The sequence below is a fragment of the Bacillus sp. AK031 genome (assembly GCF_053903065.1).
Genome location: NZ_CP096424.1, coordinates 3,609,594 through 3,625,290, shown reverse-complemented (window position 1 = coordinate 3,625,290; position 15,697 = coordinate 3,609,594). Strand labels below are relative to the sequence as shown.

Here is a 15,697-nt window from a genome sequence, read left to right as displayed (position 1 = left end):
CGAGTGTAAAACCATGTCGGTTTTACACTCGTTTTTTTGTATACTGTAATAAAGGGGTGTCCGCTTTGCTATTATGCGAACTGAAAGAAAAGGCAATACATATCGGTGAGATCACCAGCGAATTCGAACTTGAAATCGAGGATTATAATGAAGAAACACAGACCGCCGTTTTTTCCTGGAAGCTTCGGGATGAGGATACTATTGGCGTCTGGCTGGAACTCACCGCAGATGGAATGTTAAGAAGTTTGGCCAGGGATGGATGTCTTAGCAGTAAGCAACCTGTTCTGGAACCCGAAGAATTGAAAAGCAGGGCTTTAAGTTTTGCTAAAGAAAACATGCCCGACCAAATTGAATCCTTCCGGTTAATTGAGTGGAGAGCGCTCAGAAACGGTAAGTACCGGATGGAATATACGCAGTATCACCTCGAGATGCCGCTTCCTTTCACAGGATTTTATCTTGATATCCTGATTAGCGGGGAAGTCACCGGCTATCGTTATTATGGTCTAGCAAAAGATGTTCACGAGCCTGTGAAGTTTATCGATAAAGCGGAAATTAAGGCCGAATTCTTAAAAGGATTGAAATTGCAACTGATCATTGCCGATTTAAGCAGGGATCTTTATCTCAATGGTGACGGGCTGCCTCATTTAGTTTATGAGCCAAATTGGACTATTTTTTTCAATCCTGAAACGGGAGAACTGGAATTGCGGGAAGAAGAGGAGGAACCGGCACAGCTCCAGTCACTGAATCCTCCGCATACTGATGATAAAACCCTTCATCAACTGCTTGGGTTTGATGAAAATCAGTTCGAAAAAATCCGTGAAACAGATATGGGCGATACAATGGGGATTGTCTGGAGAAGAAGAGGATATGAAGGGGAAGTGACGGAATCCAAGACATTTGATGATTACCTGCATAAACGAAACGATGAAACGTTGAAAATGACTGTGGATAAGGAGACGAACAAGCTAAAGGGCTTCTTTTCATTTGTTGAAGAAAAGGGACCGCATCAATTATCCCATGATGAATGCAGGGATATTGCGACTCAACTGTTGTTTAAGTTATTTCCTGATGCCCGGCACTACTTCAAACTTGCCTTAGAAGAACATGACGGGGAAAGTGGACGATATCATTTCAACTATCATCTCTTCCTCAACGACCTTCCTGTTCACTTCGGTTTTGCAGGTATTGGTGTCAACCGGACTACAGGGCTGATTTCACACTTTTCAAGTCCTGACCTCGATCTGCAAGAACTTAATCGGGTTCCTTCAATTGCTGAGATTTCCGAAGGGGAGGCAATGAAGAAGATTGTTCGGGAACTGGAGATAGAGGTTAAATGGGTTAAACAATCTGAAGAGAACCAGGAATCATATTATACTATTACATATAATCCGGCATTTCCAAGGCTGAACGGCGCCCTTTCGTTTGTCGAGGCGGTAACGGGTGAATTGATTGAAAATGCAATAAAGTAATGGGAGGAATTCATATCACAGAATGGGTGTTAACGACTATCTTTGGTTTGATCGTTTTGATTGTGAACATCGTCATGGACAAAAAGATGAGAAAGAAATATAAAATTAAACAGACAAAAGGGATGTACAAACTAGTCAATTTGATGCATAGAATTGGGGAAACATCGCTGCTCCTTATCATGATTACAGGAGCCATATTTTTTGGGCTTATAAAAAAGGATATTGTGGATTCAGGGGCATACTTTCTGTTATTCTTCATTATCGTGTTCGGGTTTCGTTTCTTCATGGAATGGAAGTATGCAAGGAGCTCTAAAGAACATATACTGACGTTCATTTCTTTAATGTCATTCATTTTCTTCCTGTTATTTGTATCGATCTTGAAGATATTGGAGATAAGCTAAGAAGGATTTATGATGAGAGAATTTTTATAAGTGTCCGTAATTTTCACTTCCCTGGAATTACGGACACTTATTTTTTTGTGCCGTTAAATAGGTGTAACTCCTCTGATACTGGTGAGTAATTTTCTGTGCTGACCATTAAAAGTACCAGTTATGCAAACCTGCACGGCGGTCGATGATGTCATCTTTCAGTTTTTTGACTTCAGGGTCGTTATGCTTACCGGAAAAGATCTTGAGAATCGCTAACATGTTGAATACCTCCCAATGAGTTTTTTTGATTAAAAGTACTTGTTATGCAGATTGGCACGGCGGTCGATGATGTCATCTTTCAGCTTCTTGACTTCGGGATCATTCTGCTTTGAAGTGAAGATTTTAATAATCGCTAACATATTCAATTCCTCCTTTGTTTTAAGCCTCCGGGTCATTATATATCACCAGGATGGTTGTAATAAACGCTGATAATGTAAAGTTCATTTTAAGATTTTGTTAGTAATATTTATTGTGCAGGCTGGCGCGGCGGTCAATGATGTCATCCTTAAGCTTTTTCACTTCCGGGCTGTCATTTTTTTCGATGAACACCTTGATGATGGCTAACATGATATATCCCTCCTTTTAGAAAATCAGATTATACAAGCTTGCCCTGCGGTCCGTGATACTGTCCTGCAGGCGTCTTACTTCGGATTCATGGTTCATTTGCGGTTTGTTCTTCGTTTTGCGTTTCATCTAATCTCTCCTTTCTACAATCATTGTAGTCAGAAACTGGTTTGGAATTAACATTCGTTAGGATGTTTTTAATTCAGCCTTTAGTTGGAGACTCTCTAAGCCAACGCAAAAAAAGGTATAACCGCCCTTATGGATGGTCATACCTTTTGTTTTTGTCGGCTTCTTCTGCCAAGCGGCCACTATTTCAAGTGAATCCATACTCAGCCCCCATCAGCTGTATTGGCTGCAACTGCCGCACTGGAAATGGCCGCTATGGAGGCTGCCTGCTGTGCTTGGATAAGGGCCTCGATGGTTGTGTACAGGCTTGTTTCCAGCACTGAGGAGTGTTCAATTTTATCACTGATGAAAAAAGTGACCGCCATCATGAAATTGATATCCTTGTGCCATTTGAATAATTTCTCTTTATTGAGAGTTTCCTGTATTTCTTTTACCTCGGGAAGCTGCGCCTTACTGTCTGACATGAAAGAAAGCAGAGCAATTTGGGGATAAAACATTGCTTTCGGCCTGATGCCATGACTTTTTAATGTATCGTACAGTCCGGTGCACCGGGAAATCAATTCGTCCTGATTCGCCACTTCCTGAAGCGAAAGAATGTGGCTCATGCTCTGCAGGTCATTTCCTTTCCGCAAGCCTGCCTGGTCGAGTTTGTTATAGAAACCTTCCACATAGGCAATGAGCTCGTCGATATTTTGATTTCTTTGCGCAAGCAGGACTGCCAGCGGGTAATCGCTCTGGCCGGTGAGAAAGAAATGTTCTTCCCTCATTTTTTTGTATACTGTTTTGGAAAGAGCGGCAAGCTCCTGTTTATTTCCTTCATGAGAATGCAGGACCATGGCTGCAATATAACTGAAGATGCCTCTGCTGAAGCCTTCTGCGATGACCTTTTCATAGGTATCAAGAAAGCCGGTGAAGTGGTCCTTGGGATTTTCAAATCGGGTATCGAGCATTGCAGCAATTGTAAAGCGGGTCTGTCCTTTAAGTGTTGAAAACATGCCGACTTCACTTTTAATGAAGTCACTGAGGTCTTGGAATCGGTTCATTGAAAACTCACGTCTGCTGGTCACATAAAGCGAGGCTGCCATCATCAGGATTCTTGAATCAGAAACTTTCCAGCGCAGATTGTTCTTTAGTTCTGAATAAATCTCCTTGTACCGCTCCACTTTGTTCTGTACCTCATTCATTAAAAAGCACACCCTTCCTGATTATCTGTTAGTAGTATTTACGCTCAGATAGGAATAAAGTTTCTTTTTATCTGCAAAAAGAAATCATGATAGAATAATAGTAAGAATTTTTAGACTGAAATGGAGGATTCCCATTGAAGAATACTGCTATGCTTTCGGAAACATTCAAGCGATTTGCGGACAATGAATGCAAGGGATCAAGTGATTTATATGAACGATTATCTTTGGAAATTGCCAATGATGACGAGATCCTGGAGTTGAGTGCGAATGCAGGAGAGGGCCAGCCGGTGCCCAATCTGTTATTCGGTGCCGTCCACTATTTGCTGCTGAAAGGGAAGGACCATCCTTTGAAAGACTACTATCCAAGCATCGCCGGTTCTCCTAAAAGTCCTGAAGAAGCATTTTCCGCTTTTAAAAATTTCAGCCGGATCCACAGGGAAGAAATTATCAAGCTGCTGAAGACGAAACTCGTGCAGACGAATGAGGTCAGAAGGTGTGCTTATTTATATCCAGTATTCAGCCATATTTTTAACAAAACCAATAAGCCGCTGGCAATGATCGAAATCGGGACGAGTGCCGGGCTGCAGCTGCTATGGGATCAGTATTCCTACTCTTATGGAACAGGCAAAAGCTATGGCAATCAAGCATCAGATGTAAAAATATCTGCCTCTATAAAAGGCAGGAATGTGCCAGACTTCCTCGATGATTCACCGCCTGTTTCTCATAGGATTGGGCTGGATTTGCATATAAATGATTTGGCGGATGAGGAGGATTATCTATGGCTGAACGCATTGATTTGGCCGGAACACCAGGATAGAAGAAAATTATTCGAAAAAGCAGCAGAACATGTGAAAGCCGCCTCCATTGAATTTATAGAAGGTGACGGTATAGAGATGCTCCCTCAACTTTCCAAAAATATACCGGCTGACTCTGTGCTATGTGTCTTTCACACTCATGTAGCCAACCAGATTCCGCGTGAAGGAAAGGAGAAACTGTTGGAAGAGATTAAGAGAATCGGACAGGAAAGGGATGTATTCCATATCTATAACAACATCACCGACAGGGACCTTCACCTGGATTATTATTTCGGGGGAGAAGAATCCAAAAATACAATTGGACGAACAGAGGGCCATGGAAAATGGTTTGAATGGAATCTTGTGTGACAGGCACGACCCGGTTTTTGTCGAATACCCAGCAGCTTCTATAAGGGAAGCTGTTTTTTTTTTGCAGTATTAATTGGATACTATAGTTGCATTATCCGGGAATATCTGTTTTAATATCTGCATAAGGTTAAATCGTAACAATTACGTTTTAGTGAAAACAGGAGGTAGTTCATTATGAAACAAGGCATTCACCCAAAATATGAAAAAGTCGTATTCATGGATACAAACAGCGGATTCAAATTCTTAACCAGTTCAACAATGGGTTCATCCGAAACGATTGAGTGGGAAGATGGGAAAACCTATCCTCTGATTAAAGTGGAAGTCAGCTCGGACACACATCCGTTTTACACTGGAGTACAGAAGTTCGCCGACCGTGGAGGACGTGCAGACCGTTTCTTGAAAAAGTACAATATGGAACGTCCGAAATAAAATTTTTCAATCAGGGGTGTAAGGGATGAACGAACACTTGATGGAGATCCTGGCAAGAGATATTGTTGCCAACTTGTCCCCTTTTAAGAAAGAAGTGTATCAATATGTAGTTGGACTTGAGGAAGAGCTTGCTTCCAAATCTCATACTTCTGAGCAATTCATGTCGCTGCTCGTCAAGCATTCGCCGCACAGACAGGCTGCAAGCAAGTTCAACCTCACTTTTGCCCAGCTGATGGCGCTGATGCGGGAAATTGAAGAAGAAATCGATGACAAGCTGAACATTCAGAGCGCCAGGGCACAGTGGTTTGACTGTACAGAACATTTACAGAGAACATCTAGAAGTGATGGCGCATCCGTAATGAAATTTCTATTTATGATTTAAAAATTTTTAAATCATAAATCGTAATGATTACGAATAAAAAAGGAGGTAGGGTAATGGCTAAGAAATCTAAAGTAGTTAAAGAGAGAAAACGGCAAGCAATGGTTGAACGCTATGCAGAACTGAGAAGAGAGCTGAAGGAGAAAGGTGATTATGAAGCGCTGAAAAAACTGCCGCGTGATTCTTCTCCGACCCGGTTGAAAAACCGATGCGATGTGACAGGAAGGCCGCGCGGATATCTGCGCAAATTCAAAATGTCGAGGATTGCATTCAGAGAATTGGCACATAAAGGCCAGGTTCCCGGAGTGAAAAAATCCAGCTGGTGATCTTTGTAACGTTGCTAGCTAAATGAGTATGTATGAACAGGGATGGACTGGCAGGCGGTTGAGGAGAGTCTGGATTATTGCCTGCTGAGAGAAGAGGAAATGAAAGGCGAATGGAGCTTATTAGAAGTTAAACTTCCCGCTTCTTAAGGGAACAAGACATTCAAAATGACGATCAGGAGGAAAAGAAGATGAGAGTGAAAATCACATTGGCATGTACAGAGACAGGAGATCGAAATTATATTACAACAAAGAATAAACGAAACAATCCCGACCGGATAGAATTGATGAAATACTGTCCACGTCTTAAAAAACGTACTTTGCATAGAGAAACAAAGTAGGAAGGGGGTTTCAGCGGCACCCCATTGATAAAACGAAAACACCTCCATTTTTCAGGAGGTGTTTTCGTTTTATAAATTCGACATATTTCCGGATATTTCGGGTAGTCCCTGTCACCATCAGTGAAGCACTGCGTGTTTACGTTCAACCTCGTCATTTCCTCCGCGTGCTTTTCTATTGGCAATTGCATCTTTGATGAAAGGAATCGCAAATCTGTCAAGGCCAAAGTAGTAAGCTCCGCCTCCAGCGAACAGGAGGATGATTGCTGCTGTGTATAAAATAGGGTTCGTGCTTACAGTTCCTGCGAGCAGGAAGTTCAAGTTCATGAAAGCACCTGCTAGTAAAGCTGGGATTGTGGCAGCGCCTAAGATAAGTCCAAGTCCAACAAGTACTTCACCCCAAGGAATCAGGAAATTGAAAATTTCAGCGTTTGGGAGAGCGACATTTTCAAGGAAGCCTGCGTACCATCCTTGAACCGCCGGATGATCTCCAGTTGCTTTAGCGATTGCCCCATGTAAGAATCCTGTTGTATCAAATCCATCAGTTACCTTGTGCCAGCCGGCTTCAAGCCACTGGATACCGAGCCAAATTCTTAGTATTGTCCAAACAGTAGCAGCTTGAGGAGTTTTCCACCATCTCATTATAAACATCTCCTTAGTATTGTGAGGTATTTCACATATGATTGTAAAAAAATTGAGATAAAGCCGGCCAGCTTCTGAATTTCTGAAGAGAGTACGGTTTATTGTTTTGGCTTTGTGAAATGTTTCACTTACTCTCCACACTTATAATATACTCCCGTCCTATCCATTTGGCAACGCTTTTCACAATTCTTTCACAAAGTATTTTTCGGTGTGAATAGCAGATGAATTTCTTAAGAGCCATCTGAATGGAAGGTGGAAGAGTCAGCTGGTGAATAAAACGCCTTTAAGAGCCATCTGAATGGAAGGTGGAAGAGTCAGCTGGTAAATAAAGCGCCTTTAAGAGCCATCTGAGTGGAAGGGAGAAGAGTCAGCTGGTGAATAAAACGCCTTTAAGAGCCATCTGAGTGGAAAAAAGAAGAGTCAGCTGGTAAATAAAGTGTCTTTAAGAGCCATCTGAATGGAAGGTAGAAGAGTCAGCTGGTAAATAAAGCGTCTTTAAGAGCCATCTGAGTGGAAGGGAGAAGAGTCAGCTGGTAAATAAAACGCCTTTAAGAGCATCTGAATGGAAGGGAGAAGAGTCAGCTGGTAAATAAAACGCCTTTAAGAGCATCTGAATGGAAGGGAGAAGAGTCAGCTGGTGAATAAAGCAACTTTAAGAGCCATCTGAGTGGAAGGTAGAAGAGTCAGCTGGTAAATAAAGCGCCTTTAAGAGCCATCTGAGTGGAAGGGAGAAGAGTCAGCTGGTAAATAAAGCGCCTTTAAGAGCCATCTGAGTGGAAGGGAGAAGAGTCAGCTGGTGAATAAAGCAACTTTAAGAGCCATCTGAGTGGAAGGGAGAAGAGTCAGCTGGTGAATAAAGCGTCTTTAAGAGCCATCTGAATGGAAGGGAGAAGAGTCAGCTGGTAAATAAAGCAACTTTAAGAGCCATCTGAGTGGAAGGGAGAAGAGTCAGCTGGTGAATAAAGCGTCTTTAAGAGCCATCTGAATGGAAGGGAGAAGAGTCAGCTGGTAAATAAAGCAACTTTAAGAGCCATCTGAGTGAAAAAAAGAAGAGTCAGCTGGTAAATAAAACGCCTTTAAATACCATCTGATTTGATGAATAACATTATAGATGGCAAAAAAACTCTTTATTCCCATGAAAGCCAGTCACCCCTGCGTGATCAAGAGAGGCTGCTTGGATCCGATGACGTTATTTTCGACAAAATCCGAGGCGTCCCTGTCACGAACATACACCAACCATACCCAAGAACCCGAGTACAATCCCGAAAACCGGGTATATGTTTTGTATTCCACTATTAGGAGGCTGAGTATGAAAGCTGTTACGTATCAGGGTTCGAAGGATATTCAGGTGAAGGAAGTCGAGGATCCGAAAATTCAGCAGCGTGATGATATCATCGTCAAGATTACTTCTACCGCGATTTGCGGTTCTGATCTCCACTTGTATCAAGGAAATTTGCCGTTGCGCCCCGGGTATATAATTGGACACGAGCCAATGGGGATTGTGGAGGAAACTGGGCCTGATGTCACAAAGGTAAAGAAGGGTGACAGAGTCGTCCTTCCGTTCAATGTTTCATGCGGGCACTGCTTTTATTGTGAAAATAATATGGAAAGCCAATGCGATAATTCCAACCCGCATAAAGATACTGGCGGCTATTTTGGTTATACCGAACAGTATGGAAATCACCCCGGCGGCCAGGCGGAATACTTGCGCGTGCCGTACGGAAATACCATGCCATTCAAGGTCCCGGAAACATGCGACCTGGCAGACGAAGCGCTGCTGTTCATGTCTGATGTTTTGCCGACAGCATACTGGAGCGTTGAACACTCAGGCATGAAACCCGGAGATACTGTCATCGTGCTGGGCTGCGGACCGATCGGATTGATGGCACAGAAGTTTGCCTGGATGAAAGGCGCAAAACGTGTCATTGCAGTCGATAACCTTCCATATCGCCTTAATAAAGCGAAGCAAAACAATAACGTGGAAATCTTTAATTTCGATGAATTCAAGGAAATGGGGCAGCACTTGAAAGAGATAACGGAAGGCGGAGCTGACATCGTCATTGACTGTGTCGGCATGGATGGTGAAAAAAATGCGGTTGAAAAAGTGGAGCAGAAATTGAAACTTCAAGGCGGTACATTAAGTGCGATTAATATCGCAAAAGATGCTGTCCGCAAATTCGGTACAGTACAGCTGACAGGTGTTTACGGCATGATGTACAATATGTTCCCGCTTGGTAACTTTTTCGAACGAAACGTAACGCTGAAAATGGGACAGGCCCCGGTCGTCCATTATATGCCTGAGTTGTTTGAAAAGATCACATCAGCCGAACTGAACCCGACTGAAATCATCTCCCACATCATGCCGCTGGAAAAAGCAGCAGATGCCTATAAAATATTTAATGACCATGAAGATGAATGTGTAAAAGTTGTCTTAAAGCCATAGGCTTTTCCAATAAAAAAAAGCACTTGCCCTATAAATCTATTGGCGAGTGCTGTTTTTATTCGACATAATCGAGGCAATCAGGGATTTTAAATGGACAAAATAACGGTTCTAACCAATCAGAAGGGATAAAAAAATTGTAAGAAAGCAGCAGAAATTAATACTTTTGAGATAACAAATGAGCTGTAAACACATTTATGAGCGTGATATCAAATATTTGAGCGAAATCGAGCATATATGAGCATGAAATTGCATTTATGAGTGTAATTCCAATTTTTATGAGCCAAATTTTAGATATATGAGTTTTTACCGTTTTTTCAAAGGCTCTTTTCTAAAAGATTGTTGCTTTTAATGCTATTTTACCCTCTACCCTATAACGTAGGAGGATTGGAGCGGAAGGCGTGCGACCTCCTGCGGGACTAGCGGGACAGGTGAGACCAAGGTTACGTACCCACTGGAACGTAACCCCGCAGGCAAAGCCGAGGAGGCTCAACGCCCGCCCCGCGGAGTCGTGCGCCTGGAGCGGAAAGCCATCACTTTTATACAGCCACAATCATTGCGAATAGAGCCTTTTCAAAAAAGAGTGAATCTGTGTTAGACCAGTGCGTGCCAGTCACTTAACCGGAATCTTAAATGCCCACATCATAAAAATGATAATCAGCACAGATGCAAAATAGGTCAGGAAGGGACGGGTGAAATGCAGGCGGATACTTCCATACATGGCGATATAGAAGAAGGCATCCATCCAGTATTCATAGCCGTTTTGCAGTTGAAGCCGGCCGTATTTATAAAAAGGATACTCCACCAGCATAGAAGCACCCACCCAAATTAATATGAACTTGAGTTTTTTCTTACCAGACCCGGAAAACGGATAAAAGGTGAGAAAAAGCAGTGTGAGGGCAGGGAGATTAATAAATGAATACAAGATATCCACAATGATATGTGACTTGGGATAAAAATCAGGCTGGTATTCCCAGAGCATTTTGTTCCGGCAAAGATGATTATATAGAAGGTTGCAGATAATCACATAAAAAATGGTCAAATGGTACTTATCCCACTCACGCCAGTTGCCTTTAATGTAAGCAAATAACAGCAGAAGGACACTTAATATGATATGCATAGATTCACCTGTAATCATTTTTTTGTATACAAGTAGCTTGCACCAAAAAAAGAAATATATGTAAAAACAAGCATATCGCAATCAATACAGCCGGCTTCTAATCTTCCTGCCGGCTGTATTTCAAAAAGGTATGAGTGAGGCAGCTGATTCCGGAACCAATCGCAGCACTTCCGAAAATATCAGAAGGATAATGGAGTCCTGTCCAAATTCGGGATATTCCTGTCAGGAGTGAAAGCCAGGAAAGCACCTTTCCTAGAACCTTATGGCGAAGGTGAACGGCAGTTGAAACTGCAAAAACTAGAAGTGTATGCTTGCTTGGAAAACTGGAATTTCGCTTAGAGGGAATCAATATGCCGACCCTGTTCTTTACAAAAGGGCGCGGCCTGAAGAAGAACAGCTTGATGATGCTACTGACAACCAGCGAAGCACCACTGGAAACCAAAGCGTCTATAACAGTTCTCCTGTTTTTAAACAACAGAAGCAAAAGAATAAATAGATACACATATCTGGCCTTGTTTGAAATAAAAATCATCAAATGGTTCAGTAATGAAGAGCGCTTGGAAAACGAGTTGACGGCCCAGAAGATTTTATCATCCATACATGCTCATCCTTTCGTACTTACTCAAATTGATATTCATAGAACTACTCTGCCCCAAAAAGGGCTAAACATTTAAGGAATTATTATAAAGTGACTGGCACGCTCCGGTTTTTGTCGAATGATCGGTGGGGGGAAATAGCAGAGATACATTCTTGTCCAAAAAGGTATTTTTTAAAAAAGGGAAAAATTATCGGAAAAAGAAAACAAATTACCGCTGAATTAACATTGACTTAGACGACGGGCCGTTTGAACAGGAAACGGCCTTTTTCATTTATATAAAAAGGCCAGTTGTCAAAAGTGATAGAATACCGTAGTATTTCATAGGTATGAATAGTAGTTAACCAGTTATATAGTGAAAGGAAGATACATAGATGGTTTTACATATAAAGGAATCAGAACCTCTTTCACCTGCCAACGATCCTTGGGAAGCATACAGGGATATGGAAGAGCACGGGAAAATGACATTATCCAGCATTGAATTCACAACCACTACGTTGTGCAACATGCGCTGTAATCATTGTGCTGTTGGCTATACTTTGCAAAATAAAGATCCGGAAGCACTGCCGATGGACTTGATCCTGGCAAGACTGGATGAAGTTCCTCACTTGAGGACAATCAGCATCACAGGCGGAGAGCCGATGATGTCCAGGAAATCGGTAGAGAATCATGTACTCCCGCTCTTGAAGTATGCTCATTCGCGAGGAGTAAAAACACAGATCAATTCTAATTTGACTCTTCCTTATGAGAGGTATGAACCGATTGTTCCTTATCTGGATGTTTTGCATATCTCACATAACTGGGGAACGGTGGAAGAGTTTGCCGAGACCGGTTTTGCGAGGATGGAGCGGAAGCCTACGGAGGATCAGCGTGCCAATTATTTTCATCGCATGGTTGCTAACTCGAAGCGGCTTTCCAGCGAAGGTGTCATGGTATCCGCGGAAACGATGCTGAACGGCAGGACATTTCCGTATTTGGAAAAAATCCATGACCATATCATCGAGATGGGCTGCACGAGGCATGAAGTCCATCCAATGTATCCTGTTGATTTTGCTAAAGATCTGGAGACGCTTGATCTTGAAGAAGTTCGGGTAGCGATTAAGAGGCTTCTCGACCACCGTAACGAGGATATTTGGATGCTTTTTGGAACGCTGCCGTTCTATCCGTGCAGTTCCTCTGGAGAAGAGCTTGAATTATATCAACGCCTTTTAAATGAAAAGAACGTGACAGTCAGAAATGATCCCGATGGGCGCTCACGCTTGAATGTCAATATCTTCAGCGGCGACATCATTGTTACAGATTTCGGAGATGAACCTGGTTTAGGGAATATCCAGACTACATCGCTGATTGATGCCTACGATAAGTGGAACCAGACCAAAACAGCGCAGTCATTGAGCTGCCATTGTCCTGCGGTCAAATGCCTAGGCCCTAATGTACTTGTGAAGAACACATACTATGAGGATGTTGATTTTCAAAGAAGACAAACAAAAATCGGGCGGTGACAGGCACGCCTCGGAATATGTCGAATACACCCTAGAGACAGTTATTTTTCAATTCCAAAAACTAACTGTCTTTACAAGCCCTCTAAGGACAGTTAAACTCCAATTCCGAAAACTAACTGTCTTTAAAGGCCTTCTATGGACCCCTAGATTTCAATTCCGAAAACTAATTGTCTCTAAAGGCCTTCTATGGACCCCTAGATTTCAATTTCGAAAACTAACTGTCTTTAAAGGCCTTCTATGGACCCCTAGATTTCAATTCCGAAACCTAACTGTCTTTAAAGGCCTTCTATGGACACCTAGATTCCAATTCCGAAACCTAACTGTCTTTAAAGGCCTTCTATGGACCCCTAGATTTCAATTCCGAAACCTAACTGTCTTTAAAGGCCTTCTATGGACACCTAGATTCCAATTCCGAAAACTAACTGTCTTTAAAGGCCTTCTATGGACCCCTAGATTTCAATTCCGAAAACTAACTGTCTTTAAAGGCCTTCTATGGACACCTAGATTCCAATACCGAAACCTAACTGTCTCTCTAGGAACACCTAAATTCCAACTCCAAAGAATAGAAAAAAAGATACCTTCCCCAGAAGTAGAAAAGGGGAGGGATCTTTTTTTGAAGGAGCCTTTACTGCTCCTCCTCAAACTTTTTAAGCTTAGCCAGTATTTCGTTCGTTTTAGACAAGATCGTTCCATTAAATATAATCGCCGCAACCAAACTTAATAAAGAGAAAAAGATCAATACGACGAAGTGGTTTTCAGTGCGCATTCCATAACCTCCGGAGAAATATGATAAGGTATATTATTCCAACCCAGCCGCCTTTTATTCAATTGAAATCCTCGATAACAGTTTCTTTGTTACAAGCCCGCTGATGCAGACAATGGTGAAAATGAAGAGGTATTTCATGGTGGAGTAAGGGAGCTTCCAGCCATCAAACTTAATGACCGAAGCTTGAAGGAGCCCCCATTCAACCAGCGTCAAAAGAAAAGACCATAGTAAAAGGTAGGTGATCTGAGCGATTCGTGAACGCTGAAGCGGAAACAGGCTCATGAAAATCAAGCCTGTTAATGGATAGAGACTCAAGCGGAAGAAAAAGTCGGTATAATGCACACTTTAGCATGGACGGGATTCTCATTGATCTATGAATGGACGGCTGCCAATTATTCAACTTTCTTCACCTATACCGGCTGGGTTTAGTATCACTATATCCAGATGTCTGGTTCTTCATACGAATTTCGACAATTTTCGGGGTGTGCCACCAATAAATTATTTACCTGGGTAACTAATTTATGATATACTTCTTTAGGATTTACTTACCCAGGTAATTGAATTGAGGTGTTGGTTTTGCAGGATACTCATGAATTATTTCATGCGGTGAATCAGCTTTCGAGGAGGCTGACGAAGCATTTGAATGAAGCACTGGAACCTTATGGTCTTTACGGTGCACAATGGTCGGTACTGTATATACTGAGGGAAAAAGGTCCATTAACACAAAAGGAATTGTGTGAATATCTTGCGGTGGAAGCCCCCCCAATGACACGGACGACTCAAAGGCTTTTAAAGCAAGGATATATTCAGCAAAATTCCAGTAGTGAGGATAAGAGAAAAAAGATCATTTCCTTATCGGAGAGTGTGGAAACTCAGTTCTCTATTTGGGAAAAAGCAGTATTGAAGAAAAATGAGGATTTGGTAAAAGAACTGACCACGTCTTCACAAGAAGAGTTGAAAACTATTTTAACAGACTGGCTTAAACAGATTTAGAAAGAGGTCATACATCATGAACAATAGAAAACCGCCGTTATGGACACGAAATTTCATCGGCATCGGCATAAGCAATTTCTTTTTGTTTATGACATTTTATTTTTTACTTGTGACAGTTCCTATCTATGTAGTCGACCACTTAAATGGTGCAAAATCACAGGCAGGCTTAATGATCACGGTCTTTCTTATTTCGGCAATTATTATCCGTCCCTTCTCTGGAAGATGGATTGAAAGGTTCGGGAGCAAGGTTATCCTGTTATCTTCCTTATCCCTTTTCTTCGGAGCCACATTGCTTTACTTTTTTGCGGACAGTGTCGGGATACTGCTAGTTGTCCGGTTTTTGCATGGAATCGGTTTTGGGATGGCTACCACTGCAGCCGGCTCGATTGCCGCCTTCACAGTCCCGGACTCCAGGCGGGGGGAAGGGATGGGCTACTTCATCCTATCCTCAAATTTTGCTATGGTTATCGGACCGTTTCTAGGATTGACAGCTTTGCAAAACTGGGGAGTGAGCGCCATGCTGCAAATTGCCGGCGGGGCAGCGTTTGTCGGACTTTTATCAGGATTGTTGATCTCCATGAAAGAAGATAAGAGGGCAGAAGGAAAACTGGCTCCAATGAAATTGAAGGATGCCATCTTTGAAGTCAAGGCGATTCCGGTTGCCTTGATAGGTGCATTTTTCGCTATCGTTTATTCATCCATTCTTTCCTTCGTTTCCGTCTATGCAGGAGAGCTGGGTCTCAGCCATGTGGCCAGTTACTTTTTTGTTGTTTATGCAGTGGTGCTGTTGCTTTCCAGGCCGTTCACAGGCAAATGGTATGACTTGCATGGACCCAATTTCATTGTCTATCCAGCGATTCTATTGTTTGCAGCAGGAATGATGATCTTGGGTACAGCTAATTCGGCGGTTTTATTCCTGACTGCAGCGGCCTTTGCGGGATTGGGCTGGGGAACACTGTTTCCAACCTTCCAGACAATCGCCATTCAGGCATCTCCTCCCAAAAGAGCAGCCATGGCAACTGCTACATTCCTATCAATCTTTGACATAGGAATCGGGCTCGGTTCATTCCTTGTCGGTCTGGCAGCTGCCAAGATCAGTCTAGGCGAACTGTACACTTACTGCACGGTTTATGTCCTGGCAGGAATTCTTCTTTACTTTCTATTGCAAGGACATAAATATAAGAAAGATAAACGAAAAGAAGTTAACGCCGCTTAAAAATCCAGCTTTCACAGCTG

At 42.4% G+C, this 15,697-nt stretch carries 18 protein-coding genes; 11 read left to right on the top strand and 7 right to left on the bottom strand.

The annotated features are described in order from the left end of the window. The first annotated feature begins 65 nt into the window (after positions 1–65). Both M1E09_RS18560 and M1E09_RS18555 read left to right on the top strand, forming a co-directional pair. Positions 66–1,469, top strand: a complete 1,404-nt coding sequence (locus M1E09_RS18560; protein WP_456272302.1) for a YcdB/YcdC domain-containing protein — start codon at positions 66–68, stop codon at positions 1,467–1,469. Then, entirely contained in the window at positions 1,469–1,870 is a 402-nt protein-coding gene (locus M1E09_RS18555; RefSeq protein ID WP_456272301.1) for a DUF4181 domain-containing protein, read from the top strand. The genes M1E09_RS18560 and M1E09_RS18555 overlap by 1 nt, the downstream gene beginning before the upstream one ends. 777 nt (positions 1,871–2,647) lie before the next feature. Here M1E09_RS18555 and M1E09_RS18550 read toward each other — a convergent pair. Together M1E09_RS18550 and M1E09_RS18545 are read right to left on the bottom strand one after the other, a co-directional pair. Further along, positions 2,648–2,788: a hypothetical protein gene (locus M1E09_RS18550; RefSeq protein ID WP_456272300.1), complete on the bottom strand. Its 141-nt coding sequence runs from the start codon at positions 2,786–2,788 to the stop codon at positions 2,648–2,650. A gap of 2 nt (positions 2,789–2,790) precedes the next feature. Then, a complete protein-coding gene (locus tag M1E09_RS18545) occupies positions 2,791–3,771 on the bottom strand; it encodes a DUF4003 family protein (protein ID WP_456272299.1) in 981 nt (326 codons plus the stop codon). 134 nt (positions 3,772–3,905) lie between these two features. On the opposite strand from M1E09_RS18545, the gene M1E09_RS18540 reads away from it, so the two are divergent. The 5 genes from M1E09_RS18540 to rpmG all read left to right on the top strand — a co-directional run bounded on the left by M1E09_RS18540 (position 3,906) and on the right by rpmG (position 6,406). Next, the gene (locus M1E09_RS18540; protein WP_456272298.1) at positions 3,906–4,934 is read left to right on the top strand and encodes a DUF2332 domain-containing protein; all 1,029 of its coding nucleotides are present in this window, start codon (positions 3,906–3,908) and stop codon (positions 4,932–4,934) included. Positions 4,935–5,108: 174 nt separating this feature from the next. Further along, positions 5,109–5,363: a type B 50S ribosomal protein L31 gene (locus M1E09_RS18535; protein WP_456272297.1), complete on the top strand. Its 255-nt coding sequence runs from the start codon at positions 5,109–5,111 to the stop codon at positions 5,361–5,363. A gap of 25 nt (positions 5,364–5,388) precedes the next feature. Then, entirely contained in the window at positions 5,389–5,745 is a 357-nt protein-coding gene (locus tag M1E09_RS18530) for a hypothetical protein (RefSeq protein ID WP_456272296.1), read from the top strand. Positions 5,746–5,798: 53 nt separating this feature from the next. Beyond that, complete coding sequence (gene rpsN / locus M1E09_RS18525; RefSeq protein ID WP_456272295.1) at positions 5,799–6,068, top strand: 30S ribosomal protein S14; 270 nt, start codon at positions 5,799–5,801, stop codon at positions 6,066–6,068. 188 nt (positions 6,069–6,256) lie between these two features. After that, the gene (gene rpmG, locus M1E09_RS18520) at positions 6,257–6,406 is read left to right on the top strand and encodes a 50S ribosomal protein L33 (RefSeq protein WP_016203575.1); all 150 of its coding nucleotides are present in this window, start codon (positions 6,257–6,259) and stop codon (positions 6,404–6,406) included. Positions 6,407–6,523: 117 nt separating this feature from the next. On the opposite strand, the gene M1E09_RS18515 is transcribed toward rpmG, so the two are convergent. After that, positions 6,524–7,045 carry a DoxX family protein gene (locus M1E09_RS18515; protein WP_456272294.1) on the bottom strand — a complete coding sequence of 174 codons (522 nt, stop codon included), beginning with the start codon at positions 7,043–7,045 and terminating at the stop codon, positions 6,524–6,526. A gap of 1,309 nt (positions 7,046–8,354) precedes the next feature. On the opposite strand from M1E09_RS18515, the gene M1E09_RS18510 reads away from it, so the two are divergent. Beyond that, positions 8,355–9,488, top strand: coding sequence for a zinc-dependent alcohol dehydrogenase (locus M1E09_RS18510; protein WP_456272293.1), 1,134 nt, complete (start codon positions 8,355–8,357; stop codon positions 9,486–9,488). Positions 9,489–10,098: 610 nt separating this feature from the next. Here M1E09_RS18510 and M1E09_RS18505 read toward each other — a convergent pair. Both M1E09_RS18505 and M1E09_RS18500 read right to left on the bottom strand, forming a co-directional pair. Further along, positions 10,099–10,605, bottom strand: coding sequence for a CBO0543 family protein (locus M1E09_RS18505; protein WP_456272292.1), 507 nt, complete (start codon positions 10,603–10,605; stop codon positions 10,099–10,101). Positions 10,606–10,702: 97 nt separating this feature from the next. Next, a complete protein-coding gene (locus M1E09_RS18500) occupies positions 10,703–11,203 on the bottom strand; it encodes a phosphatase PAP2 family protein (protein ID WP_456272291.1) in 501 nt (166 codons plus the stop codon). Positions 11,204–11,574: 371 nt separating this feature from the next. On the opposite strand from M1E09_RS18500, the gene yfkAB reads away from it, so the two are divergent. After that, positions 11,575–12,702, top strand: a complete 1,128-nt coding sequence (yfkAB, locus tag M1E09_RS18495; RefSeq protein WP_456272290.1) for a radical SAM/CxCxxxxC motif protein YfkAB — start codon at positions 11,575–11,577, stop codon at positions 12,700–12,702. A 625-nt stretch (positions 12,703–13,327) separates the two neighbouring features. On the opposite strand, the gene M1E09_RS18490 is transcribed toward yfkAB, so the two are convergent. Together M1E09_RS18490 and M1E09_RS18485 are read right to left on the bottom strand one after the other, a co-directional pair. Then, positions 13,328–13,468, bottom strand: a complete 141-nt coding sequence (locus tag M1E09_RS18490; RefSeq protein WP_456272289.1) for a hypothetical protein — start codon at positions 13,466–13,468, stop codon at positions 13,328–13,330. 54 nt (positions 13,469–13,522) lie between these two features. Then, the gene (locus tag M1E09_RS18485; protein ID WP_456272288.1) at positions 13,523–13,750 is read right to left on the bottom strand and encodes a hypothetical protein; all 228 of its coding nucleotides are present in this window, start codon (positions 13,748–13,750) and stop codon (positions 13,523–13,525) included. Between the two features lie 357 nt (positions 13,751–14,107). On the opposite strand from M1E09_RS18485, the gene M1E09_RS18480 reads away from it, so the two are divergent. Next, entirely contained in the window at positions 14,108–14,461 is a 354-nt protein-coding gene (locus M1E09_RS18480) for a MarR family winged helix-turn-helix transcriptional regulator (RefSeq protein WP_456272287.1), read from the top strand. Between the two features lie 16 nt (positions 14,462–14,477). Continuing rightward, positions 14,478–15,677, top strand: coding sequence for an MFS transporter (locus tag M1E09_RS18475; protein ID WP_456272286.1), 1,200 nt, complete (start codon positions 14,478–14,480; stop codon positions 15,675–15,677). The last annotated feature ends 20 nt before the right edge of the window (positions 15,678–15,697 follow it).

Bases quoted from the DNA above. Each gene is read 5' to 3' on its own strand.
- M1E09_RS18555 (WP_456272301.1), top strand. From the start codon at position 1,469: ATGGGAGGAATTCATATCACAGAATGGGTGTTAACGACTATCTTTGGT.
- M1E09_RS18550 (WP_456272300.1), bottom strand. From the start codon at position 2,788: ATGGATTCACTTGAAATAGTGGCCGCTTGGCAGAAGAAGCCGACAAAA.
- M1E09_RS18545 (WP_456272299.1), bottom strand. From the start codon at position 3,771: ATGAATGAGGTACAGAACAAAGTGGAGCGGTACAAGGAGATTTATTCA.
- M1E09_RS18535 (WP_456272297.1), top strand. From the start codon at position 5,109: ATGAAACAAGGCATTCACCCAAAATATGAAAAAGTCGTATTCATGGAT.
- M1E09_RS18530 (WP_456272296.1), top strand. From the start codon at position 5,389: ATGAACGAACACTTGATGGAGATCCTGGCAAGAGATATTGTTGCCAAC.
- rpsN (WP_456272295.1), top strand. From the start codon at position 5,799: ATGGCTAAGAAATCTAAAGTAGTTAAAGAGAGAAAACGGCAAGCAATG.
- rpmG (WP_016203575.1), top strand. From the start codon at position 6,257: ATGAGAGTGAAAATCACATTGGCATGTACAGAGACAGGAGATCGAAAT.
- M1E09_RS18515 (WP_456272294.1), bottom strand. From the start codon at position 7,045: ATGAGATGGTGGAAAACTCCTCAAGCTGCTACTGTTTGGACAATACTA.
- M1E09_RS18510 (WP_456272293.1), top strand. From the start codon at position 8,355: ATGAAAGCTGTTACGTATCAGGGTTCGAAGGATATTCAGGTGAAGGAA.
- M1E09_RS18505 (WP_456272292.1), bottom strand. From the start codon at position 10,605: ATGCATATCATATTAAGTGTCCTTCTGCTGTTATTTGCTTACATTAAA.
- M1E09_RS18500 (WP_456272291.1), bottom strand. From the start codon at position 11,203: ATGGATGATAAAATCTTCTGGGCCGTCAACTCGTTTTCCAAGCGCTCT.
- yfkAB (WP_456272290.1), top strand. From the start codon at position 11,575: ATGGTTTTACATATAAAGGAATCAGAACCTCTTTCACCTGCCAACGAT.
- M1E09_RS18490 (WP_456272289.1), bottom strand. From the start codon at position 13,468: ATGCGCACTGAAAACCACTTCGTCGTATTGATCTTTTTCTCTTTATTA.
- M1E09_RS18485 (WP_456272288.1), bottom strand. From the start codon at position 13,750: ATGAGCCTGTTTCCGCTTCAGCGTTCACGAATCGCTCAGATCACCTAC.
- M1E09_RS18475 (WP_456272286.1), top strand. From the start codon at position 14,478: ATGAACAATAGAAAACCGCCGTTATGGACACGAAATTTCATCGGCATC.